This window comes from Tunturibacter empetritectus (genome assembly GCF_040358985.1).
GTDB classification, from domain to species: Bacteria; Acidobacteriota; Terriglobia; order Terriglobales; family Acidobacteriaceae; genus Edaphobacter; species Edaphobacter empetritectus.
Genome location: NZ_CP132932.1, coordinates 2,228,706 through 2,250,864 on the forward strand (window position 1 = coordinate 2,228,706; position 22,159 = coordinate 2,250,864).

At 58.0% G+C, this 22,159-nt stretch carries 16 protein-coding genes; 5 read left to right on the forward strand and 11 right to left on the reverse strand.

What is annotated here, in order from left to right; translation table 11 throughout:
• Positions 1–8 precede the first annotated feature (8 nt).
• The 7 genes from aroF to RBB75_RS09355 all read right to left on the reverse strand — a co-directional run bounded on the left by aroF (position 9) and on the right by RBB75_RS09355 (position 8,550).
• Positions 9–1,028 carry a 3-deoxy-7-phosphoheptulonate synthase gene (gene aroF, locus RBB75_RS09325; RefSeq protein ID WP_179640534.1) on the reverse strand — a complete coding sequence of 340 codons (1,020 nt, stop codon included), beginning with the start codon at positions 1,026–1,028 and terminating at the stop codon, positions 9–11.
• Between the two features lie 86 nt (positions 1,029–1,114).
• Positions 1,115–1,378: a chorismate mutase gene (locus RBB75_RS09330; RefSeq protein ID WP_179640535.1), complete on the reverse strand. Its 264-nt coding sequence runs from the start codon at positions 1,376–1,378 to the stop codon at positions 1,115–1,117.
• A 115-nt stretch (positions 1,379–1,493) separates the two neighbouring features.
• On the reverse strand, positions 1,494–2,255 hold the full coding sequence (gene trpA / locus RBB75_RS09335) for a tryptophan synthase subunit alpha (RefSeq protein ID WP_179640536.1): 762 nt from the start codon (positions 2,253–2,255) through the stop codon (positions 1,494–1,496).
• A gap of 70 nt (positions 2,256–2,325) precedes the next feature.
• Positions 2,326–3,558, reverse strand: coding sequence for a tryptophan synthase subunit beta (gene trpB, locus RBB75_RS09340; RefSeq protein WP_353070267.1), 1,233 nt, complete (start codon positions 3,556–3,558; stop codon positions 2,326–2,328).
• 260 nt (positions 3,559–3,818) lie between these two features.
• Positions 3,819–4,586, reverse strand: coding sequence for a hypothetical protein (locus RBB75_RS09345; protein WP_353070268.1), 768 nt, complete (start codon positions 4,584–4,586; stop codon positions 3,819–3,821).
• 70 nt (positions 4,587–4,656) lie between these two features.
• Positions 4,657–5,964, reverse strand: coding sequence for a multicopper oxidase family protein (locus tag RBB75_RS09350; RefSeq protein WP_353070269.1), 1,308 nt, complete (start codon positions 5,962–5,964; stop codon positions 4,657–4,659).
• A gap of 108 nt (positions 5,965–6,072) precedes the next feature.
• Entirely contained in the window at positions 6,073–8,550 is a 2,478-nt protein-coding gene (locus tag RBB75_RS09355) for a RelA/SpoT family protein (RefSeq protein WP_353070270.1), read from the reverse strand.
• A 726-nt stretch (positions 8,551–9,276) separates the two neighbouring features.
• Here RBB75_RS09355 and RBB75_RS09360 point away from each other — a divergent pair.
• Positions 9,277–10,815, forward strand: a complete 1,539-nt coding sequence (locus RBB75_RS09360) for an ATPase domain-containing protein (protein WP_353070271.1) — start codon at positions 9,277–9,279, stop codon at positions 10,813–10,815.
• Positions 10,793–11,662 carry a sensor histidine kinase gene (locus RBB75_RS09365; protein ID WP_353070272.1) on the forward strand — a complete coding sequence of 290 codons (870 nt, stop codon included), beginning with the start codon at positions 10,793–10,795 and terminating at the stop codon, positions 11,660–11,662. Before RBB75_RS09360 ends, RBB75_RS09365 begins: the two co-directional genes overlap by 23 nt.
• A 519-nt stretch (positions 11,663–12,181) precedes the next feature.
• Here RBB75_RS09365 and RBB75_RS09370 read toward each other — a convergent pair.
• Positions 12,182–15,133: an aconitate hydratase gene (locus RBB75_RS09370; RefSeq protein WP_179640543.1), complete on the reverse strand. Its 2,952-nt coding sequence runs from the start codon at positions 15,131–15,133 to the stop codon at positions 12,182–12,184.
• Positions 15,134–15,552: 419 nt separating this feature from the next.
• Here RBB75_RS09370 and RBB75_RS09375 point away from each other — a divergent pair, with 419 nt between their 5' ends.
• Complete coding sequence (locus tag RBB75_RS09375) at positions 15,553–17,397, forward strand: hypothetical protein (protein ID WP_257031311.1); 1,845 nt, start codon at positions 15,553–15,555, stop codon at positions 17,395–17,397.
• Between the two features lie 71 nt (positions 17,398–17,468).
• Here RBB75_RS09375 and RBB75_RS09380 read toward each other — a convergent pair whose 3' ends face one another.
• Positions 17,469–18,071, reverse strand: coding sequence for a hypothetical protein (locus tag RBB75_RS09380; RefSeq protein WP_179640544.1), 603 nt, complete (start codon positions 18,069–18,071; stop codon positions 17,469–17,471).
• A 124-nt stretch (positions 18,072–18,195) separates the two neighbouring features.
• Between RBB75_RS09380 and purD the strand changes: the two genes are divergently transcribed.
• The gene (gene purD / locus RBB75_RS09385; RefSeq protein ID WP_179640545.1) at positions 18,196–19,479 is read left to right on the forward strand and encodes a phosphoribosylamine--glycine ligase; all 1,284 of its coding nucleotides are present in this window, start codon (positions 18,196–18,198) and stop codon (positions 19,477–19,479) included.
• Positions 19,480–19,686: 207 nt separating this feature from the next.
• Positions 19,687–19,848: a hypothetical protein gene (locus RBB75_RS09390; protein ID WP_353070273.1), complete on the forward strand. Its 162-nt coding sequence runs from the start codon at positions 19,687–19,689 to the stop codon at positions 19,846–19,848.
• A gap of 195 nt (positions 19,849–20,043) precedes the next feature.
• Here the strand turns inward: RBB75_RS09390 and RBB75_RS09395 are convergent, their stop codons facing one another.
• Together RBB75_RS09395 and purF are read right to left on the reverse strand one after the other, a co-directional pair.
• Positions 20,044–20,469 (reverse strand): MerC domain-containing protein, encoded by a 426-nt coding sequence (locus RBB75_RS09395; protein WP_353070274.1) that lies wholly within the window; start codon positions 20,467–20,469, stop codon positions 20,044–20,046.
• Positions 20,470–20,609: 140 nt separating this feature from the next.
• On the reverse strand, positions 20,610–22,013 hold the full coding sequence (gene purF / locus RBB75_RS09400) for an amidophosphoribosyltransferase (protein WP_257031328.1): 1,404 nt from the start codon (positions 22,011–22,013) through the stop codon (positions 20,610–20,612).
• Between the last annotated feature and the right edge of the window lie 146 nt (positions 22,014–22,159).

Genomic DNA, 22,159 nt, shown 5'->3' on the forward strand with positions numbered 1-22,159 from the left:
ACCTCGCCTTACGCCATTGTCCTGTTCACCACTGGAGCCAGCAACTTCAGCTGTGCCATCAGCTTCTGTAACTGTTCCGGATACAAGCTCTGCGCCCCATCGCTCATCGCCTTATCGGGGTTCGGATGCATCTCCATCAGCAGTCCATCTGCCCCAGCCGCCACACTCGCCAGAGCCATCGGCGGCACCAGGTCGCGAATCCCAACGCCATGCGATGGATCGCCCAGCACAGGCAGGTGCGTAAGCTTCTTCAGCACCGGAATTGCCGAGATATCCATCGTATTCCGCGTATAAGTCTCATACGTCCTGATCCCCCGCTCACACAGCATCAGGTTATAGTTGCCGCCGGACAGAATGTACTCCGCGCTCAGCAGCACCTCTTCAATCGTCGCCGAGATCCCGCGCTTCATCAGCACCGGCTTCCGCACATGCCCCAGCTCGCGCAGCAGATTGAAGTTCTGCATATTCCGCGCCCCCACCTGAAAGCAGTCGATATACGGCAGCATCAGCTCAATCTGCGAGATCTCCATCACCTCTGTGATCACCAGCAACCCGGTCTCATCTGAGACGTCACGCAGCAGCTTCAACCCATCCAGCCCCATGCCCTGAAAGCTATACGGTGAGCTCCTCGGCTTAAACGCGCCCCCCCGCAAAAACTTCGCACCTGCAGCGGCAACCTGTTTCGCGCTGGTCAGAATCTGCTCCCGAGACTCCACCGAGCACGGCCCCGCCATCACGACCACTTCTTTTCCGCCCACCACCACACCGTTTGGAAACGTAACCGTCGTTCCCTCCGGCCGGAAGCTCCTGCCCGCCAGCTTGTACGGCGACGAGATGCGATAAGCGTCATAAACGCCGGCCAGCACCTTGAACTCGGCGACCTCGAAGTGTTCCGGAGTCCCCACACCCGCCAGAATCGTCTGTACCGCGCCTGTCGTCCGGTGAACGTTGAAGCCAAGCTCCACCATCCGTTCAATCACCTGCTGGATATTCTCTTCCGTCGCCTGGTCATGCATCGCAACTATCATCGTCTTCGCTTCACTCTCTTTTACGTAACAAAATTAGCTACAAATAGATCCGCCCAATTGCAACTTCCGGCTCCCGCGCGTGCCAGTTAAAGATCTCTTCGCTGCAGCGTCCGCATCACGTCGATGATCCGCTCATACACGTGGAGCAACTCAGCGTCCGCCAGCGGTCCCGGATTTGCCTTGCGGACACGGTCGAAGACCTCCTGCTCCCGCCGCGGCTCATAGACCGGCAGGTTCGCAGTCTTTTTGAGTTCTCCAATCGCGCGTGCAGCCTCTGCCCGCTGGTTGATGAGTCGAACAATCTCGACATCCAACTCGTCGATCTTCTGTCTCCAGTCGGAGATATCCATCCACTCGCCTCGCGGTGCAGCGGAGCAGGCCTGAACGCAGCTCGCTGCAAAGTATTTTGTACCAACAATGATAAACGTCCCATCGCGCCATTTTGCTTGGCCAGCTCAGCGGCCCTCATGCTCTCAACCCCGCAATGAACTGTCCAACCGCAGTCGCGGCATCGGTAGGCTGAGTCTTCTCGATCAAAGCCACAATAGCGCTCCCGATAATGGCCGCATCGGCAAACTCCCCCACCGCCTTCACGTGCTCAGCGTTCGAGATCCCGAACCCTACGGCGATCGGCAGCTTCGTAAACTGCCGCAGCCGCGTCACCAGCTCCGAAGCATCACCGGCCACCTTCTGCTGCGTCCCGGTTATTCCCACCCGCGAGATCGCGTACACAAACCCCTGCGACACTCCCGCAATCGCCTTCAACCGGGCATCAGGACTAGTTGGCGCCGCCAGAAAGATCGGTGCCAGCCCGTGGGCCTTCATCGCCTCCAGATACTCCCCCGCCTCTTCGACGATCATGTCCGTCAGCAACACTCCATCCGCACCAGCCTCCGCCGCACGCGCGCAAAACGTCTCCATCCCCATCCGCATCACAGGATTCAAATAAGAAAACAAGACCAACCCAGCCGAAGGCCGAACGGCGCGCAACTCCTTTGCCAGCTCCAGCACGTCGGTCAACCTTACCCCTCGCGCCACGGCCCGCTCACTGGCTCGCTGAATCACCGGCCCGTCCGCTAGCGGATCACTGAAAGGCACACCCAACTCAATCACATCCGCGCCATTATCGATCGCAGCCAGCGCAATATCCCGAGTAGTCGTCAAATCAGGATCGCCCGCCGTCAAATAAGCAACAATCCCCGGCTTCTTCCTAAACTCAATCGCCACAAACCCTCCAAATCAAATCACTTGCCCTTGTCTCTATCCGCGTTCCTCTGCGAAGATCCGCGGTCGCGCCTCAAGCTCCCTTCAAATCAAGCTCTCGCGCCAGAATACCCATATCCTTATCGCCGCGCCCCGACAGATTCACCATCAACACATCCGTCTTCGCCATCGTCGGAGCCAGTCGAATCGCTTCAGCCACCGCATGAGCACTCTCAAGTGCAGGCAGAATCCCCTCCGTCCGCGACAGCGTCACGGTAGCCTTCAAGGCTGCATCATCCGAGCACGAGACATAGCTCGCCCGCCCCGAATCATGCAGCATCGCATGCTCCGGTCCCACACTCGCATAGTCCAGCCCGGCAGAGACCGAGTGCGTACTGCTCACTTGGCCGGCATTATTTTGTAACACATACGAGTACGTACCCTGCAGCACCCCGGGCAAGCCACCGCCAACCTTTTGAAACCGCGCCGCATGCTCTCCCAACGCCGTCCCGCGACCGCCAGCCTCAACGCCGATCAGCTGCACCTTCGCATCCGGCAAAAACTCATAGAACGCGCCAATAGCATTCGAGCCGCCGCCCACGCAGGCAACGATCGCCGTAGGCAGCTTCCCCTCCTGCTCCAGCATCTGCGCCCGCGCCTCCCGGCTGATCACGCGATGAAAGTCCCGCACCATCGTCGGATAAGGATGCGCCCCCAGCGCGCTGCCGAGAATGTAATAAGTCGTCCGCACATTCGTCACCCAATCCCGCATCGCCTCGTTGATCGCATCCTTCAACGTAGCCGACCCCGCCGAAACCCCGCGCACCTCCGCACCCAGCAGCCGCATCCGGTAGACATTCAGCTCCTGCCGCCGCATGTCCTCCTCGCCCATGTAGACGACGCACTCCAGACCCAGCAACGCGCAAACCGTCGCCGTTGCCACCCCATGCTGCCCCGCACCTGTCTCCGCAATGATCCGTTGCTTCCCCATCCGCCGTGCCAGCAACCCCTGGCCCAGTGCGTTATTGATCTTGTGCGCGCCGGTATGCAGCAGATCTTCGCGCTTCAAATAGATCTTCGCCCCGCCCAGCTGCCCGGTCAGCCTCTTCGCAAAGTAGAGCGGAGTAGGCCGCCCGCAGTAGTGGTGCAGCAGATCATCCAACTCAGCTTGAAACGCCGCATCCCTTTGAGCCAATGCATACGCCTCTTCCAACTCCTCAAGCGCAGCCATCAGCGTCTCCGGCACATACCTTCCGCCATACGCGCCAAACCGCCCTGCCACCGCCGCACCTATCGTAGTCCCTGAACTCGCTGTCCCTGCACTCATCGGCCTCTCCTCGAATCTCGCCCTGCACAAAACAAAAGCCGCGACTTGGAAGGTCGCGGCTCGTAGGAATCTCGAATCAACTGAAGTTACAGATATCTCTCAGATGAACCTACTCCGCCGAGGCCGCTATTGTGCGCCAATAGCGGAGAATAAACGAAATTCGGCTGGACTGAAAAATCATCTTGGTATCAACCATACATCCTGCACCGCCGCTCTGCAACCCGAGGGGCCGAGTGTTCCCGCTGCATTCAGTAAAACTGCTAATCGACCGGGGACTGCTTCTTCCCCCAGTTAAATCGCCGGCCCACAATCGCCTTCACGATCAGGTGATCGGTAGCAGCTGTAGGTCCGATCCCCACGCCGAAGTTGATCTCCCACTTCGGAGAGACGTTCAAATCCGTCACCGCAAAGATCTGCTGTTGTTGCCCGTGGAGCGACTCGAACGACCCGATGCGTCCATAGTCTGCGTAGTATTCGAGTCCTCCGCTGATTACCCTCGTAAAGTCATAACTAACTTTGGCTGCCGGGGAAAATCCCAGCCCCAGCGCAACATCCGGTCCGTGGAAGGTCCTCTCCAACGCAGGATTCACTGCGAAGTACCATCGCCCCACCGACTTGTCGATGATCGGCCGTATCTCCCACGTCCACGTATCCGGCGAATACACGGCCCTCTGGTAGCCGATCTCTGTTGACAAGCTGACTCCTACCGGCCAGTGCCACGAGTCGGGCACCCTCACCCGTGGTCGAATATGATCGCCGACCCATTGCACTCCATGGCCGTCCTGAGTACTCGTAAAGACGTAGAATCCCACCTCGGACCACGTGGTCAGTCCTTCCGTAAGCTCCAGCGTCTCGTGCTCCTGATGATTCGTTGGATACACCCCGTCAACCGTCCGTATCTGACCCTCCGGCGTGAAGTTCGTATGCAGCTCCACCATCAAATTCTTCGGTGGAACCGTATCGGCCCCATACACCTGAATCTCATAGTTGCCTTGGGCACGTGCGACCTCCGTCGAGCATGCAGCCATAGCAAGACCCAGCGACAGAACCGCGATCTTGCCTCGACATGTCAAGAAGAAATCCAGGATCATCTCCGAGTCACATATAGCGAAAGAGCATCATGAATCCATCGTCCATGTGGTTCTGTTGATGGCAATGGAACAGCGTAAGCCCCGGGTGGTTCGCTGTAAACTCAACATCGACCTCGGAGCCCGCTCCAACTAGAACAACGTCTTTTAAAATGCCGCGCGTCTTAGCCTGATCTCCAACCCGGATCAGTTCGAACGTATGCCGATGCAGATGAACCGGGTGATCCTCCGTACTCTTGTTCTTGAACAGCAGCCGATAGCGCTGACCCCGCGTTAGCACCACCGTCTCGGTATCGGGGAAGGACTTGCCGTTGATCGTAAAGCGATCCATCGCACCATGCCCCGCAAACTTGGACTCGAACACCAGCGGAATCTCAACAGCATCTTTCTCCGATACCGCTCCCGCCACGCCGAACTGCGGATAGTCCCACACCAGGTTGTTCGGCTGCTCCCACCGCGGCTTCCCTCCGGCTCCGGCATACTCCACGACAACTCCCATCCCCGCGCCCATCACGTGTTTGCGTACCTCTCCCATCACCCACACACCGGGGTTATTCATCTCAACCACTGCGCACACACGTTCGGCAGGCGCTAGCCGCAACATCGCCACTGTTCGTGGCTGCGGAACCGTGTTCCCATCAAGCGCAATCACGCGAAACGAGTGCCCCGCAAACGCGATCCAATGGGGCTCCGTAGCGCTGCTGTTGAGCACATGCAGAAGCACTCGCTCCCCCTGTTTCACTCGCAGCGATTCGCCGAAACCAAGTTTTCTTCCGTTGATCGTCGAAATATCGTAGGCAGGATTCATCGACCCATCATCGCTGGCCAGCAGACTCCCGCTCCAGTCATGCAGCGCCAGAAAGATCTCCTGGTCATAACGAGCAGGGTTGTCCCTTGGCTCTATTATCAGGAAACCGTGCTGCCCAGTGTACTGGGCCTTCTTCAGGTCTCGTCCGGCAAACGTATGCGTGTGATACCAGCGAAATCCCGCCGGGCTGGGTGTAAAGGTGTATCGCGCGCTTCCACCTGGCGCGATGTGGGGCGTACCCTCTTCCATCGCGCCATCCACCTCTGGCGGCAGAAATAGCCCATGCCAATGCACAATCTCGTCGCTGTTCGTATGATTCGCGACATCGATCGTTACCGGCCGCCCTTCCTTCAAACGCAACAAGGCACCAGGCACCTGTTGGTTGTAGGCAACCGTTTTGATAAAGTGGCCAGACGCAACCTCCAGCGAATAAGCCGCAATATCGATCCTGGCATCAGCTTCGCCAAGCGCCTCAACGCTATCTGGCATCGCAGCCGCGACAGCTGCCATCCCTGACATTCGCAAAACGTCTCGCCGGCTGACCACGTCTCATTTTAACAGGAAGCAAGTTAACAGGAAGCAAGCTTCAGCAAATCCGCCCAAACTCTTGCAGCACGATCAAATCTTCTGCACCCTCTGCACATCCCGAACTCCAGGCACCTTGCGCAGATTCTGCACCAGTTTGTTCAAATGCCGCACATCCACCGTCTCTACCACAAAGTCCACCATCACCTGGCCATCCGGCATCGGCTTCGTATCCACGCTGCGAATATTCGTCCCATCATCAGAGATGATCGCCGTAAACTCCTTCAGCATCCCAGCCCGATCATCACACAGCACCGTCAGCTTCACCGGGTAAGTCTGCGCCTTATTCGTTCCCGGCTCCGTCGGCGACGGCGACCACTCCACCTGAATCCTTCTATCCGACTCATACAACAAATTCTGCACATTCGGACAGCTTCTCGCATGCACCGCCACGCCCTTGCCCCGCGTCACGTACCCCACAATCTCCTCACCGCGAATTGGGTTGCAACAACGAGCTCGATATACCAACAGATCGTCCTGCCCCTCCACCTGCAGCGAGTCCGACCCCTTCCCAAAGAAGACTCGCTTCACCGCCTCCGACATCTGCCCAATCGTATTGCCGGCCCCACCCTCCGGCGCCTGGGGCTCCGCCGACATAGTCGAACCCGGCTCCAGCTTATTCAGAACCTGCCGCGCCGAAAACTTTCCAAACCCCACACCCGCCAGCAACTCCGCCTGCGTCCCCAGCCCATACTCACTGGCCACCTTGTCGTAGTCGGCCTCATGAAACTTGCCCAGCGCCAGCTTGTACTTCCTCGCCTCGCGGTCCAGCAGCTTCTTACCGATCTCGATCGCGCGCTCCCGCTGATGTTCATTCAGCCAGTGCTTGATCTTGTTCCGCGCCCGCGAGCTCTTCGTAAAGCTAAGCCAGTCCCGGCTCGGAGCATGTCCAGTCTGCGTCGAAATCTCGACGATATCGCCATTCCGCAGCTTCGTTCGCAGCGGCACGATCCGCCCATTCACCTTCGCCCCCACCGTCGTATTCCCCACCTCGGTATGGATCGCATAAGCAAAATCAATCGGACTGGCATCCTTCGGCAGCACCACCACCTTGCCCTTCGGCGTAAAGGTGTAAACCTCCTCCGGATACAAATCGATCTTCAGCGTCGACATGAACTCATTGGGATCGGTCATCTCCCGCTGCCATTCCATCAACTGCCTTACCCACGCCAGCCTCTGCTCGTCCTTCGCGCTTACGTTGTCCGACGCCTTGTACTTCCAGTGCGCCGCGATCCCCTCTTCCGCAACCCGGTGCATATCCTCCGTCCGAATCTGCACCTCAAACTGATGCTCCCCCTCCGCGATCAGCGTCGTATGCAGCGACTGATAAAGATTCGGTCGGGGCATCGCGATAAAGTCTTTAATCCTTCCCGGCACCGGCCGCCAGATCGAGTGCAGCAGCCCCAGCAGCGCATAGCAGTCCTGAACGGTATTGCAGATCACGCGAATCGCCAGCAGATCGTAGACCTGATCCACCGGAATCTTCTGATCCACCAGCTTCTGCTGAATCGAATAAAGCCGCTTGATCCGCGACTCCACCCGCCCCTGAATCTTGAACTCCTTCAGCTTCGCCTCAAGCTGTGTCACGATCTTCTGCAGAAACTCCTCGCCCGCCCCGCGCAGCGCATCCACCTCAGTCGACACCTGCTCATACGCATAAGGATCGGTATACCGAAACGCCAGATCCTCCAGCTCCCCGCGCAGCTTGCCCATGCCCAGCCGGTGCGCCAGCGGAGCGTAGATATCAAGAGTCTCCCGCGCAATCTTCTGCTGCTTCTCCGGCTTCAGGTGCTCAAGCGTCCGCATATTATGTAACCGATCCGCGAGCTTAATAATCACCACCCGAACATCGGTCACCATCGCCAGCAGCATCTTGCGAATATTCTCCGCCTGGTGATCCTCGCGATTCGCAAACTTGATCTTTTCAAGCTTTGTCACACCCTCAACGATGTGCGCCACCTGATCGCCAAACCGCTTCGCAATCTCCACCGACGTGACATCAGTATCCTCGACCGCATCATGCAGCAGCCCCGCCGCAATCGCAGTCGAATCCATCTTCAACTCGGCCAGCACCTGCGCCACCTCTAGCGGATGGATGATGTAAGGCTCGCCGCTGGCCCGCTTCTGTCCCTCATGCTGCTGCAGGCAGAACGCCCACGCCCCACGAATAATCTCTAGATCGTCCGCCGGCCGGTTCTCATGCACCGTCTCCAGCAGCCGCTGAAACTTCGCATCCACCGCATGGATATCCTTCGCCGAACTCCCCGCCAGGTGACTCGCCGAAGACTCCTCCACGCCCGCAATCACCAGCGCCGAGCCATCATGCGCCGCAGTCTTCTTCTTCTTTCCACGAGGGGTCGTCTCCAAGGCCACCGATGGTTCCGCGACAGGAAGAGCTGCCTCCAGCTCGATCCCCGTGTCGGTATCTTTCACATCCGGTTGACTCTTCGGTTCGTCATGCGGCTTCGGCTGCGGGCCAGCCTGCGTAGAGGCCGGAGGAGCGATTGCCATAGTTCATTATAGGCCGAGCGGTCAACCCCTTCGCAGCCATAACGAAACAAGGCTATTGCGGGAACAATAGACCAGCGAAAAATTGCGGATCAGCTCATCCCATCGATAGGTTACTTCAGGATCTGAAATCGATTCCAGTAATGCGCATCTTCAAAAGCGTGTGTTGACAGCACACAACGGACCGAATGCAAAATTGAAGCCGTGTCACATCTATGATCGTGCGAGTCCAGCTAAACTAGACCATCTTTTGTGAAATGATGAACTTCGGGGACAAACGGATGCGCACGCGCGAACTTTCAATTGAAAGACGATGAGGCAAGCTGGTATTAAATCCGAGACAAGAGAACTCGCCAAACAGCTTGTAGCCTTTGAAGCTCGTTCCCAAAGTGTCTCCGCAGCAGACCAGCTTGCGACGTGCCGCGTCTGTGAGAAGCTGCGTCGCCCTCTTGTTATGTTAACGGGAACCGCAGGGTTCAGCTCTCTTCTCTCACGCGCTTTGACTTTGGCCAAGCGAGAGGCCCCTGCACTCAGCCCGGTACAGGTCAAACCGGATGGATCTCTGGAGGGCTTGGAGGGCGCGGCCGCTGAGGCGCACGCCATCCTTGTCGGCTACCTGCTTAGCCTTTTGATCACATTCATTGGAGAAACACTTACCATGCGGCTCCTGCATGACATATGGCCGGATTTACCCGGACTCGGCTTAAATTCTCTGGGGAAGGAATTGCAATGAACCAGAACAGCAAGGTAAAAATCAAACAGCTTAGTTCGGGAGTTCTTGGGCTTGACGAGATTCTGGGCGGCGGATTCCCGGAATTTTCGTTCAACATCATCGCAGGCGCGCCGGGATGTGGAAAGACGACGCTGGCGCATCAATTCGTCTTCAAGAACGCCACTCCGGAGAGGCCGGCCCTTTACTTTACGGTTCTCGGGGAACCAGCTCTCAAGATGCTGCGCTATCAGCAGCAATATACCTTCTTCGACGCGACGAAACTGAACACTGCTGTTCGTTTCGTAAACCTCAGCCAGGACTTGGTCGAACGTGGATTGAAAGGCGTGCTGGAAGAGATCACGAAGCAGGTGCAGGCTACCAATGCAGGCATTGTCGTGGTGGACTCTTTCCGAACTGTTCTGCGACGCGAACATCATGGCGACCGCGAAGTTGAGGTTCAGACCTTTGTGCAAGAACTTGCATTGCTTCTTACCAGTTGGGAGGCGACGACATTCCTTATTGGGGAGTACAGCGAATCTGAGTTGGTCGACAACCCCGTCTTTACCGTGGCAGACGGGCTCTTCTGGCTCTTTCAGCAGGTCGAGCGAAACTCCGTGGTGCGCAAGCTGCAGGTCATGAAGTTGCGCGGACAGATGTCTGTGCCCGGAATGCATACCTTTCGCATTACCGATGCAGGACTGCAAGCCTTCTCTAGAACGTTGGGATTGGTAGGAACTCGAAGGAAAGATCCGGACCGGAGACGCCTTTCCACAGGTATCCCGGCACTTGACGAGATGATGGGTGGAGGCATCCCGGAAGGGGATAGCTTGTTGGTCGCAGGATCATCCGGTACGGGGAAATCGCTCATGGCCACTCAGTTCATCGCTGCCGGTCTTCGCGCAGGGGAGTCCGGCATTGTGGCGATCTTTGAAGAGCGACCTGACGAGTATGCCGATCGTGCTGCCGCCTTCGGCCTTGACCTAGGTGCAGCTTTGAAAGACGGTAGCCTTGAAGTCATCTATCTGCGGCCCCTCGACCTGTCCGTGGACGAGACCATGCAAGAGCTCATCGATGCGGTTCAGAGAACAGGCGCAAAGCGGCTGGTCATTGACTCGTTGGCGGGCTTCGAGATGGCGCTCGCTCCCGGATTCCGAACCGACTTCAGGGAATCGCTTTATCGCATGATCTTCGCTCTGACCGGAATTGGAATTACCATCCTGAGCACCCTGGAGATGGAAGAGTCATTCAATAAATTCCCGTTCAGTAGCTACTTAATCTCATTTCTCACCGACGACATCATTCGCATGCGCTATGTAGAAATCGAGGGCCAGCTGCGTAAGATTATGTTGATCATCAAGATGCGTGGCGGTGCTCATAGCAAGGACATCCGCGAATACGACATAACCTCGGACGGCATCGTGCTCGGCGAACGACCAAGAGAGTACGCTCACCTCATCACGGGTATCCCGGAACGGATAGAAAGCCCCCAAACGGAAGCTTTGGGTAAGCCGGGCATTGCGTTAGAGGGAAAAGATGGCAAGAAAGCTGAAAAATAACGCTAAGCCTGTCCAGGCAAATGTTACTGCGATAAACGAAGGTTTGATGCTGGGCCTGGTGCGCCAACACGAACTGACGGAAGTTGCTGAACTGTTGAACGCTCAGCTGCAGGAAGAAATCTCCGCGCGAAAAAGGGCGGAAGAGGCCCTCATCAACAGCGAGAAGCTCGCTTCTGTTGGGCACATGGCTGCTGTCCTTGCCCATGAAATTAATAATCCTCTCGCAGCAGTAACAAACGTCCTGTTTCTGGCCCAGACAACCAAGGGCCTTCCGGACGCAGCCCGTCAATATCTACAAATGGCCGATGCGGAACTCAGTCGCATCGCTCACATCACCCGTCAGACCCTCGGGTTTTATCGTGAGTCCTCTGCCCCGATAACCTTCCACCTCGCGATATTGTTTGACTCCGTTGTAAATCTGCTTCAAGCGAAACAAATCTCCAAGCAAGCCATCATCGAGAAACAGTGTGAAAAAGAACTCCAAATGACAGCTTTCCAGGGAGAACTGAGACAGGTCCTCTCAAACCTTCTCATCAATAGTCTGGACGCCATCCCCGAAGCCGGCAGAATCACTCTGAGAGCCGCAACTTCGGATGGATTTCGAGGCAAACGCCGCTGCGTCCGAATCTCAGTCTCAGACAATGGAAACGGCATGAACAGGAGCACTCTCAATCAAATCTTCCAACCCTTCTTCACCACCAAAGGATTGGTCGGCAACGGCCTCGGACTATGGGTCAGCAAACAGATCGTCGAAAAGCACGGTGGATCGATTCAAGTTCGCTCCCACACGAATGGACCCCGCCAGGGAACAACGTTTTCGATAGTCCTGCCCATCAGCTGTTTTTGATTTGAATTACCTGTGGTACCGCTAGGTCGGCATAATGGGAAACACTAGAGCAAAGTAGTAGTTGGCGTAAAGTCGACCGTTCCCCTTTGTTTGTCACTCCCGAAGGGAATCTGCGGTTGCCTCCCTCCACACCAACAGCAAATCCGCTTTAGGTAACTGGTCGCGCTCGATGATCAGTTCCTGCCCGAAAAATCCTGTCAAGCCCCCAAACTCTCAAAAACCCACTAACCAACACATAACAAAAGAAATAGAGTCTTCCAAACTTGGCACTTTAGTTTCACTTCATTCGCTACACTGGATACAGAGATCAAAATCAAGCAAGCCCCGCAGGGATACTCTCCCTCTGGGGCTAACTTGTTGATAGGAGCGTTTTTGTACGCAACCCATTTGTTATCTATATTTTGCAGGTGCTATCTCGCTGTAAACTACTGAATACAAGCGACTTGCGCGCGGGTAATAGGGGGGGGTAACCCCCCTGCGGAAAATGCCAGAGACGGGAGAAAGGAGAAGCGATAGTACCTAAACCGAGACCGGAACCTTCCCCGCTAGTTGCCGCAACACGTACTGCAGGATTCCTCCGTTCTGGTAGTACAGAATCTCCTGCGGGGTATCGATGCGGACGGTAGCCGAGAACTCGATTGTCTTCCCCAGATCGGACTCCGCGAACACCGTCACCACCTTGCCCTCAGCGAACTTGCTGTCGAGCATCGCCTTCAACTGACCCGGCGCATCCCCGATCGCAAACACCTCCTCGCCCGTCAGGTGCAGCGACTCGACACTCTGACCCGGCAGAAACTGCAGCGGTAGAATCCCCATCCCGACCAGGTTCGACCGGTGAATCCGCTCGTAGCTCTCCGCGATCACAAACTTGATCCCCAGCAGCCGCGGCCCCTTCGCCGCCCAGTCCCGCGAAGACCCCGAGCCGTACTCCTTCCCCGCAAGAATCGCCAGCGGCGTTCCACGCTTCGCATACTCCACGCTCGCATCGTAGATCGACATCGGCACATCCTCCGGCAGCAGCCGGGTCACACCGCCCTCGGTCCCCGGAGCCAGCTTGTTCCGCAGCCGAACATTGGCAAACGTCCCGCGCACCATCACCTCATGGTTGCCGCGCCGCGATCCATAGCTGTTGAAGTCCGAAGGCTTCACCCCATGCTCGATCAGGTACTTGCCCGCAGGCCCATTCAGCTTGATCGAACCCGCCGGCGAGATGTGGTCCGTCGTCACAGAGTCTCCCAGCACCGCCAGCACGCGAGCACCATGGATGTCTCCAACCGGAGCAGGCGCAGCCGGCATCCCATCGAAGTAAGGAGCCTTACGAATATAGGTCGAATCCGGCTCCCACCCATACGTCTCGCCATCCGGAAACTTCAGGCTCTTCCAGTTGTTGTCGCCATCGGACACCGTCGAGTACTGCCGGCGAAACATCTCCGAGTCGATCGACGAGTTCACCGTCGCCGAGACCTCCGCCTGGGTAGGCCATATATCCCGAAGAAAAACAGGCTTGCCATCCAGATCGCGCCCCAGTGCCTCCGTCTCGAAGTTGTGCGCGATGTGCCCCGCCAAAGCATAGGCCACCACCAGCGGAGGACTCATCAGGTAGTTCGCCCTTACCTCCGGCGAGATTCTTCCCTCGAAGTTCCGATTCCCCGAGAGCACCGACACCGCCACCAGTCCGTGATCCTCAATCGACTTTGAAACATCTGTCGGCAGCGGGCCGGAGTTTCCAATGCACGTCGTGCATCCATACCCCACCACCTGGAAGCGCAGCTGATCGAGATAAGGCATCAGCCCCGCCTTCATGTAGTAGTCCGTCACCACGCGCGAACCTGGAGCCAGCGAGGTCTTCACCCACGGCGGCGTGCTCAGCCCCTTCTCCACGGCCTTCTTCGCAAGCAGACCCGCAGCCATCATCACGTAAGGATTCGAAGTATTCGTGCAGGAGGTGATCGCCGCAATCACAATCGATCCGTGATCAAGATACTGATCCGGATCCACGCCGAACCTGGTCCGAATCGAAACATGCGGAGCCTCCAGCTGCGGTATAGTCTCATCGCTGATCGTTATCACCGGCACGATTGGAGCCTCCACCACCGGAGCCGAAGCCCCGACGCTGCTGCTCAGATCGCCAGACTCCGAAGCCGTTCCACCCTCACCCTCCCAGCGCACCATCTGCCGAATCACATGCTTGTTTCCATTCGGCCCCAGCAGTCCGGGCAGTTGTTCCTTGAAGCTTGCACCCGCCTGTGATAACGCAACCCGATCCTGCGGCCGCTTCGGCCCCGCAACACTGGGCTCGACCGTCGCAAGGTCCAGCGCAATCGTCGCCGAGTACACAGCCTCCTTCGCATCCGCCGTGTGAAACAGTCCCTGCTCGCGGTAGTAAGCCTCGACCAGCTCAATCTGCTCCTCGCTGCGCCCAGTAAGCCGGAGATACCGGAGCGTCTCCGCATCCACCGGAAAGATCCCGCAGGTAGCCCCATACTCCGGCGCCATGTTCGCAATCGTCGCACGATCAGCCAGCGGCAGTTCCGCGATCCCCGATCCATAGAACTCCACGAACTTACCAACCACGCCAAGCTTCCGCAGCATCTCGGTCACGGTCAGCACCAGGTCAGTAGCCGTTGTGCCTTCCTTCAACTTGCCTGTCAGCTTAAACCCAACGACCTGCGGCACCAGCATGCTCACCGGCTGTCCCAGCATCGCAGCCTCGGCCTCGATACCGCCAACGCCCCAGCCCATCACGCCCAGCCCATTCACCATCGTGGTGTGGGAGTCTGTGCCGACGAGAGTATCCGGATAAGCAAATGCGCGAAGCTCTTCGACACTGGCTTTGTGCCCCGCTACAGCCACAGCGTCAAGATTCTGTTTTGGCTTGGTCGTAAATACGACGCGAGCTAGGTATTCCAGATTCACCTGGTGGCAGATGCCCATCCCTGGAGGCACTGCTGAAAAATTATTGAATGCCGTCTGTCCCCACTTCAGAAACGCATACCGCTCGCGATTCCTTTGAAACTCCAGGGCGGCATTTAGGTCATACGCTCGCTGCGTGCCAAACTCATCCACCTGCACCGAGTGATCGATCACCAGTTCCGCGGGCTGCAGCGGATTGATCTTCTCCGGATCGCCCCCCAAAGCCTTCATCGCATCCCGCATCGCCGCGAGATCAACCACAGCGGGCACACCAGTAAAGTCCTGCATCAGAACCCGCGCCGGCATGTACGCAATCTCTCGCGAAGGTTCCGCATTCGGATCCCAGCAAGCCAGAAACTGGATGTCTTCCGCAGTCACGGTGCGGCCATCCTCATGCCGCAGCAGGTTCTCCAGTAGAATCCGCAGCGAGAAGGGAAGCCGGCTAAGGTCGACACCGGTTCCTTCCAGCGCCTTCAGGCGAAACAGGTCGTACGTGGTCTTCCCCACTGCCAGTGTGGACAAGCTCTTGAACGAATCAGGATGCGATTGGGTCGGCATGGTATCTTCTCCGAGGCGCGCTCTTGAAAGCGCGATGGTTGGGGCCGTGGTCACATCTTCGAACCGCAGACGGCAACGGCTGAAGCCTATCAAGTTTTCAGGGGAGGGGTCGAGCTAGCAGCGTCCACGGTCAGGGCGACCGTGGCGAAAGCGCTTCGTGTTGGGAAGACAGCCTGCCATCAAGCTGATTTTACTGCGTCCCGACTGGTTGCGGTAAAGCGCCTGACCCTCCCACCAAAGGGTGATTGCAAAACGCGGCAGGCTAGCGTTCAAGGCGTCTCAACTACTAGACTCCACAGCATAACGCGCCGCACCAGCTATTGCGTCATCACTCGCAAAGTCAGCAATTATAAGAAAAAATGCATCTCATTCAAGAAGTTCGTGTTTATACCCGCAGCAGATACGAGGAGACTGGCAGTATGTACAAATCATTTCCCAGGTTTTTTTTAGGTTTATTGCTTGGCATCACATCACTTGCAGCAGCAGTGACACTCTCAGGCTGCCACAAGGGCGTAGAGCCTGCAGTCATCCCCGACAACTCGGGGCCCGACCCTGCTGATGCCAACATGGCGCCCGTAGACGGCAGCCAGCCTCAGGCCGCACCTGCCCCGGAACCCGCGCCGGCAAGAGTGCTCGGCATCCGTTCTCAATCTACGCCGCAGCAAAGCTCAGAGCAGTACACTCCGCAAGCAGCGCCGCCGCCGCAAAATGAGGCCTACACCGCTGCCCAGAGTGCTCAGCCCTCTGATCAGAACTACGACCAGAACTACAACTACAACGCCCCTCAGCAGTACGACGAGGCACAGGTAGATGCTGGCCAGCAGGCTCTGGAAGAGGCCAACGAGCCACCTCCACCACTTCCTCAATACGAACAGCCCGAAGCTCCCGCGCCCAACTACCTTTGGACTCCCGGATACTGGGGATACGCTCCCGTCGGCTACTACTGGGTCCCCGGCGCCTGGTGCGCTCCGCCCTTCTACGGAGCCCTCTGGACCCCCGGCTATTGGGGCTTCTTCGGTGGACGTTATCTCCTTCATCGCGGCTTCTGGGGGCCGCACATCGGCTTCTATGGCGGCGTCAACTATGGCTTCGGCTATACCGGCAGCGGTTATCACGGCGGCTACTGGCAGGGCCGCAACTTCTACTACAACCGCTCCGTCAACAACATCAACACCACGCGGATCACCAACGTCTATAACCGCACGGTCATCAACAACACAACCATAAACAACACCACCATCAACCGCGTCTCCTACAACGGCGGTCGTGGCGGCATCAACGTGCGTCCGCAGGCAGCAGAGATCGCAGCCAACCGCGGCCCCCGCGTTCCACCCATGTCGACGCAACTGCAAAACCAGCGCGAGGCCGCACAGAATCGTCAGCAGTTTTACAACGTGAACAAAGGTCGTCCCGCTCTGGTCGCCTCACCGCGTCCCATCGCGGCAGTCGCGCGTCCTGCGGTTCAGCCGGCGCGTCCCAATCAGCCAAACCCAGGCCAGCCAGGCACTCGTCCCGGCGAAGTCAACCGTCCCGGCCAACCAGCAGTACAGCCCACTCGCCCTGGCCAGCCAGCAGTACAACCCGGCCGTCCCGGCCAACCTGAAACGCGTCCCGGTCAGCCAAACACAGGCCAGCCGAATACGCGTCCCGGCGAAGTCAACCGTCCTAGCCAGCCATCGACACAACCTGCACGTCCTGGCCAGCCAGCCATACAGCCAGGCCGCCCCACACAGCCTGAAACTCGTCCCGGTCAACCGAAGCCTGGTCAATCGAATACGGGTCAGCCCAACATGCGTCCCGGCGAAGTCAACCGCCCCGGTCAGCCTCAAACTCGTCCCATGCTACCCGAGACTCGTCCGGCGCAGCCACAGGTCAGACCCACTCAGCCAGAAACCAGACCAGTGCAACCGCAGGTCCGTCCTGCCCAGCCACAGCCCCAAGCCCGTCCTGCCCAGCCACAGCCCCAATCTCAGGTTCGCCCTGCACCGCAGAGCAGACCTGCACCAACCCCACAAAATGTAGCCCGTCCTCAAAATCAACCGCAGCCGCGCCCTCAGCCTCAATCACGCCCGGCTCCTCAATCGCAATCACGCCCGGCTCCTCAACCGCAACCACGCCCGGCGCCGCAACCGCAGTCGCGTCCAGCGCCGCAACCTCAGTCGCGCCCCGAGCCTCAATCCCGCCCCGCACCTCAACCCAGGCAGCAGGCTGAATCAAGACCCGCTCCGCAGTCAGCTCCCCATGGAGAAGGAAAGCCACACTAAGGTACTTCGCCGCAGCACGTAAAAAGACCCGCTTCGCGCGGGTCTTTTCATTGTTCTCAATCGAAGCTCAATCAACCCTCTGGTGAAACGTCATCCTCGTGCCAGTCATGATCGCACTCATCGCACCTCCACAAGTTCGCTGGCTCAACTGCCTCGAGCACAGTCTCGTGGCTCCCGCACTTCGGGCAGGCCGGCACCGCAAACTCTTCCGGCATCGCCTCTTCGAGAGCCTTTCTAAACCGCTTTGCCAAGGGTTGCGACAACAGCGCTGCCGCGTCCTGCGCATCCTCAGGAGCCACCACAACGCGGGGTCCCCGAGTGTCCATCGGTGTTCCATCATCTGTCAGCACAGTGGATTCGATTCCCGCCTCCTTCAGAGCCAGCGAAGCCGCAGCCGCTCCGTATCCATCTTGATATTCAAAGACGCACTCTGCTGGTGCCAGCGCAGCATACGCCCGCAGATCCGCCAAATCATCCTCGCTTAGCACCTTCGCCTCCGCGCGCTCTGGAGCCGCCGAATCCTTCAGCCCGCGACGCGACATCTCGCCACGCAGAGCCTCCTGCGCTATCTCCGTCAGGTCGCTCATTCCCCGAGCCAGTCCCACCAGCTCCTCATCACCGTAGCTCGCATAGAGCGTTATCAACTCCTGGTACTGCGTCGCATCGCCAGTCATTCTCTTCTCCCGCTCAACAGCTTACAGCTCTCCTCGTTTGACTTCATCTCTCACCATGCCTAGCCTCAAAGTTGCGAACTAAATTCGCATCCCACAGGAGCGCGTCACGAATGCAGGTAAGCGAATGAAGGTTCTGGTAATCGGTGGTGGCGGCCGCGAGCATGCCATCGTATGGGCTCTCCTTAAATCATCTCAGGTCACTGAGGTTGTATGCGCTCCCGGCAACGGCGGCATCGCCTCGCTCGCCCGCTGCATCCCCTGCAATCCCGGCAACCTCCACGAGCTCGTCAACATTGTCGCCATCGAGCAGCCTGCCCTCACGGTCATCGGCCCTGAGCTGCCGCTCTCCCTTGGCCTCGTCGACGAGCTCACCAAACGTGGCCACCGTGTCTTTGGCCCTACTCAGGCCGCTGCCCGGCTCGAAACCAGCAAAGCCTTTGCCAAAGAGTTTATGCAGCGCCACGACCTCCCCACCGCCGAGTACGGCATCTGCACCACCCTCGCGCAGGTCCGCGAAGAACTTCCCCGCTTCACCGTCCCCATCGTCGTCAAAGCCTCTGGTCTAGCCGCCGGCAAAGGCGTCGTCATCTGTGAGACCCACCTACAGGCGGAAGCCGCGGCTGCCGAGATGTTCAGTGGTTCTCTTCTCGGCACAGCAGAGGAGGCAGTTGTCCTTGAAGAGTTCCTTACCGGCGAAGAACTCTCCTTCTTTGCTCTTTGCGATGGCACTCGCGCCATCGAAATCGCCTCTGCGCAAGACCACAAGCGCATCGGCGAAGGCGACACCGGTCCCAACACGGGTGGCATGGGCGCCTACTCCACCGATGGCATTGCCACTCCCGCCATGCGCAACTGGCTCCTCCACAATGTCGCGCAGAAGGTCGTCGACGGCATGCGCTCCGAGGGGGAACCCTTCAAGGGCATTCTCTTCTGCGGCATCATGATGTCTCCACGCGGCCCAATGGTCCTCGAGTTCAATACACGCTTCGGCGATCCCGAGACAGAAGCCATCCTCCTTCGACTCGAGACCGACATACTCGACCTGTTCAACGCCTCCATTGATGGCACCGCCAACCAGCTCACCATTGCGATGCGTCCCGGCGCCAGCGTCTGCATCGTCGCAGCCAGCGGAGGCTACCCCGGCAAGTATGTCTCAGGTAAACCCATCTCCGGCCTACCCGACAAAGCAATTCAGGGCGAATCCAAACAGGAAGACGTATTTATCTTCCACTCCGGCACGGCGATCATAGACGGAAAGATTGTCACCTCTGGAGGACGCGTCCTCGCGATCTCCGCCACTGCGCCTGATCTCCAGACTGCCCTCGACAAGGCTTACTCCGAAGTCGCAAAGATCTCATTTGAAGGCATGCAATTCCGCCGCGATATCGGCCATCGCGCCCTGCGCTAGCTGCTGCTTAAACCTCTTCCTTCGTGTCACTGCAATCTTTGTTCTCGTTCCCAGCGTGGCAGAGGAATCTGCGTCTCGCTGCTCGAAGGCTTCCACAAAGCCGCCGCTGGGGCCCAAAGCATCTACGGCACTGGCATGCAGTTCGCCTTTCTCAACCACCGTTAGGAGTTCGCTCCGCAAGCCCTCTCGTCAAGGTTCGCCAAACTCATGAAGCACGCCGATCATGCGTTAGTGAAACTCGAGCTCGACATGTACTGGCTCGCCCAGGCCGGCCAGGATCCGCTCACCGTGCTGGCCCGCTACGTCAACCGCGTCCGTCTTCTCCACCTCAAAGGCCGCATCGCCAACGCCCCACCGGCTTCGTCATAGACCCACCGCCAAGCACATCACCAAGCTAGGCAAGGGGACGCTGAACTGGCCAGCCATCTTCGCCCAGGCCCACAAGCAGGGCATCCGCTATGCCTGCCTCGATCAGGACGAAACCGCCCCCCCGATCCTCAACAGCCTCAAGGAGAACTTCGCCTACCTCCAGACAGTCAAGGCACAAAGGACAGTTCGAGAGCGTCAACAGACTCCCTCGGCCGAGTGCGAACACCGCATGCACGCTCTGCAAAACGTGTGATTCATTCGATGAGCGCAAATCATCAACGTGCTCCCGGTCATCGTTACTGCCACCTCACACCCATGCGAAGGTAGGTTCCCGCCAAAGAATGCCCCGGCGAAGATAAAACCCAACCCCAGCGCCATCATTCCGAGGATGCGTCTGCGTCCATGCGTCCGAAACCCCTTCACCAGCGCCATCACGCCCAGCGCGGCCACCCCGACCGCCAGCGTACGATGCGTCCTTTCTTCTCCCGGAATGAAGCGAGCCATCACCACGGACATCGAGATCAAAACCGGAGTTATAGCACAGTGCACTACACAGAGAGCAGAAGCCCATGTACCAAGGCTATCCGCAGAAAAGGCTGAAGCACGCAACGAGGAGGTCATCAGAGAAACTCTTTCGAAAAGCAAAGTCGAGTCAGTGCACTCAAATACTATTGATATCCTATTATCATTTAATGATTACAGTCATCCTTTCATGGAACAGACCTACCCGCTGTCTGTCCAATCATCCTACGCCGCCAACTTTACGCGGTCGTCACTGCGGGCAGAATCTCCGACACGTCCACCCATTGTGTTGGGTAGTCCCCGGTATAACAGGCCGTACAGAAGCTCCCAGGAGACAGCCCATCCACCTGCTCCCCCTTCGTACAAGCGTGCGTCAGCCCCACCAGGCTCAAATACGCCAGCGAATCCGCCTCCACAAACGCGCAGATCTCAGCGATCGACTTATTCGCCGCGATCAAGTCCTTCTTCGAAGGTGTATCTACCCCATAAAAACAAGGCGAGATCGTCGGCGGACAAGAGATTCGCAGATGCACCTCCGTCGCCCCGGCCGCCCGCACCATCCTCACAATCTTCCTCGACGTCGTGCCGCGAATGATCGAGTCGTCGATCAATACAACGCGTTTGCCTTCCAGCAGGTTTCGCATTGGATTAAGCTTCATCCTCACGCCAAAGTCCCGCACCCTCTGCTCGGGCTGAATAAACGTTCGTCCCACATAGTGATTTCGAATCAGACCAAAGTTAAACGGTATCCCCGACTCTGCCGCGTACCCAATCGCCGCCGTCACGCCCGAGTCCGGCACCGGCACAATCAAATCCGCCGGCACACCCGATTCTCGAGCCAGCTGGCGTCCCATCTCTTCGCGCGACTGCTGCACCCACCGCCCGTAGATCTTCGAGTCGGGGCGCGCAAAGTAAACATGCTCGAATACGCAACTCGCCTGCGGGGTCGTCGTGTTGAAGTAGCGGCTGGTCACGCCATCTTCGGACACCATTACCAACTCACCGGGCTTCACGTCGCGCTCGTACTTCGCATGCAGCAGGTCGAACGCGCACGTCTCACTTGCGAAGACAAACGTATCCGGGGCTCCGTCCTTGCCTTCAATCCGGCCCATGGCCAGCGGACGAAACCCATGCGGATCTCTCGCGGCAAAGATGCGGTTTCGCGTCATCATCACAATGGAAAATGCGCCCTGCACCTGTGTCAGGGCCTCAGCCATGCAGTCAATCAGCGTGTTTTTCGTGGAGTGCGCAATCAACTGAATGATGATCTCGGAGTCCGACGTGGTCTGGAAGATCGCGCCATCGCGTTCCAGCCTCTCCTTCGCCGTTCCCAGGTTGATCAGGTTGCCATTGTGAGCAATCGCAATCAAACCCTTCGTGCTCTCCACCGAGATCGGCTGCGCGTTCAGCAGCGCCGAGTCACCCGTCGTCGAATAACGCGTATGTCCAATCGCAATGTGGCCCGGCAGCCTCGCCAGCACATCATCGGTAAAGATCTCCGACACCAGCCCCATGCCTTTGATGTCGTTAACCTGCTGCCCATCCGCGGTGGCAATGCCCGCCGACTCCTGCCCACGATGCTGCAAAGAATACAGTCCCCAGTAGGTCATCCGCGCCGCATCGTGATGGTTATAGATGGCCATCACGCCACACTCTTCGCGTAGTTTGTCGAACGGGGTCTCGTCTTCTTCGTCTAGATCTACTTCTTCCGTTGCCAGCTTCTTTTGATCGTCATTCCGCAGCAATGTTGCGACTTCTCGTTCTACCACAAACTCATCCTGAACCAGAA

Coding starts and splice junctions, on each gene's coding strand:
- aroF (WP_179640534.1), bottom strand. CDS start 1,028: ATGATAGTTGCGATGCATGACCAGGCGACGGAAGAGAATATCCAGCAG.
- RBB75_RS09330 (WP_179640535.1), bottom strand. CDS start 1,378: ATGGATATCTCCGACTGGAGACAGAAGATCGACGAGTTGGATGTCGAG.
- trpB (WP_353070267.1), bottom strand. CDS start 3,558: ATGAGTGCAGGGACAGCGAGTTCAGGGACTACGATAGGTGCGGCGGTG.
- RBB75_RS09345 (WP_353070268.1), bottom strand. CDS start 4,586: ATGGCTGCATGCTCGACGGAGGTCGCACGTGCCCAAGGCAACTATGAG.
- RBB75_RS09350 (WP_353070269.1), bottom strand. CDS start 5,964: ATGGCAGCTGTCGCGGCTGCGATGCCAGATAGCGTTGAGGCGCTTGGC.
- RBB75_RS09355 (WP_353070270.1), bottom strand. CDS start 8,550: ATGGCAATCGCTCCTCCGGCCTCTACGCAGGCTGGCCCGCAGCCGAAG.
- RBB75_RS09360 (WP_353070271.1), top strand. CDS start 9,277: ATGAACCAGAACAGCAAGGTAAAAATCAAACAGCTTAGTTCGGGAGTT.
- RBB75_RS09365 (WP_353070272.1), top strand. CDS start 10,793: ATGGCAAGAAAGCTGAAAAATAACGCTAAGCCTGTCCAGGCAAATGTT.
- RBB75_RS09370 (WP_179640543.1), bottom strand. CDS start 15,133: ATGCCGACCCAATCGCATCCTGATTCGTTCAAGAGCTTGTCCACACTG.
- RBB75_RS09375 (WP_257031311.1), top strand. CDS start 15,553: ATGTACAAATCATTTCCCAGGTTTTTTTTAGGTTTATTGCTTGGCATC.
- RBB75_RS09380 (WP_179640544.1), bottom strand. CDS start 18,071: ATGACTGGCGATGCGACGCAGTACCAGGAGTTGATAACGCTCTATGCG.
- purD (WP_179640545.1), top strand. CDS start 18,196: ATGAAGGTTCTGGTAATCGGTGGTGGCGGCCGCGAGCATGCCATCGTA.
- RBB75_RS09390 (WP_353070273.1), top strand. CDS start 19,687: ATGAAGCACGCCGATCATGCGTTAGTGAAACTCGAGCTCGACATGTAC.
- RBB75_RS09395 (WP_353070274.1), bottom strand. CDS start 20,469: ATGACCTCCTCGTTGCGTGCTTCAGCCTTTTCTGCGGATAGCCTTGGT.
- purF (WP_257031328.1), bottom strand. CDS start 22,013: ATGGCCATCTATAACCATCACGATGCGGCGCGGATGACCTACTGGGGA.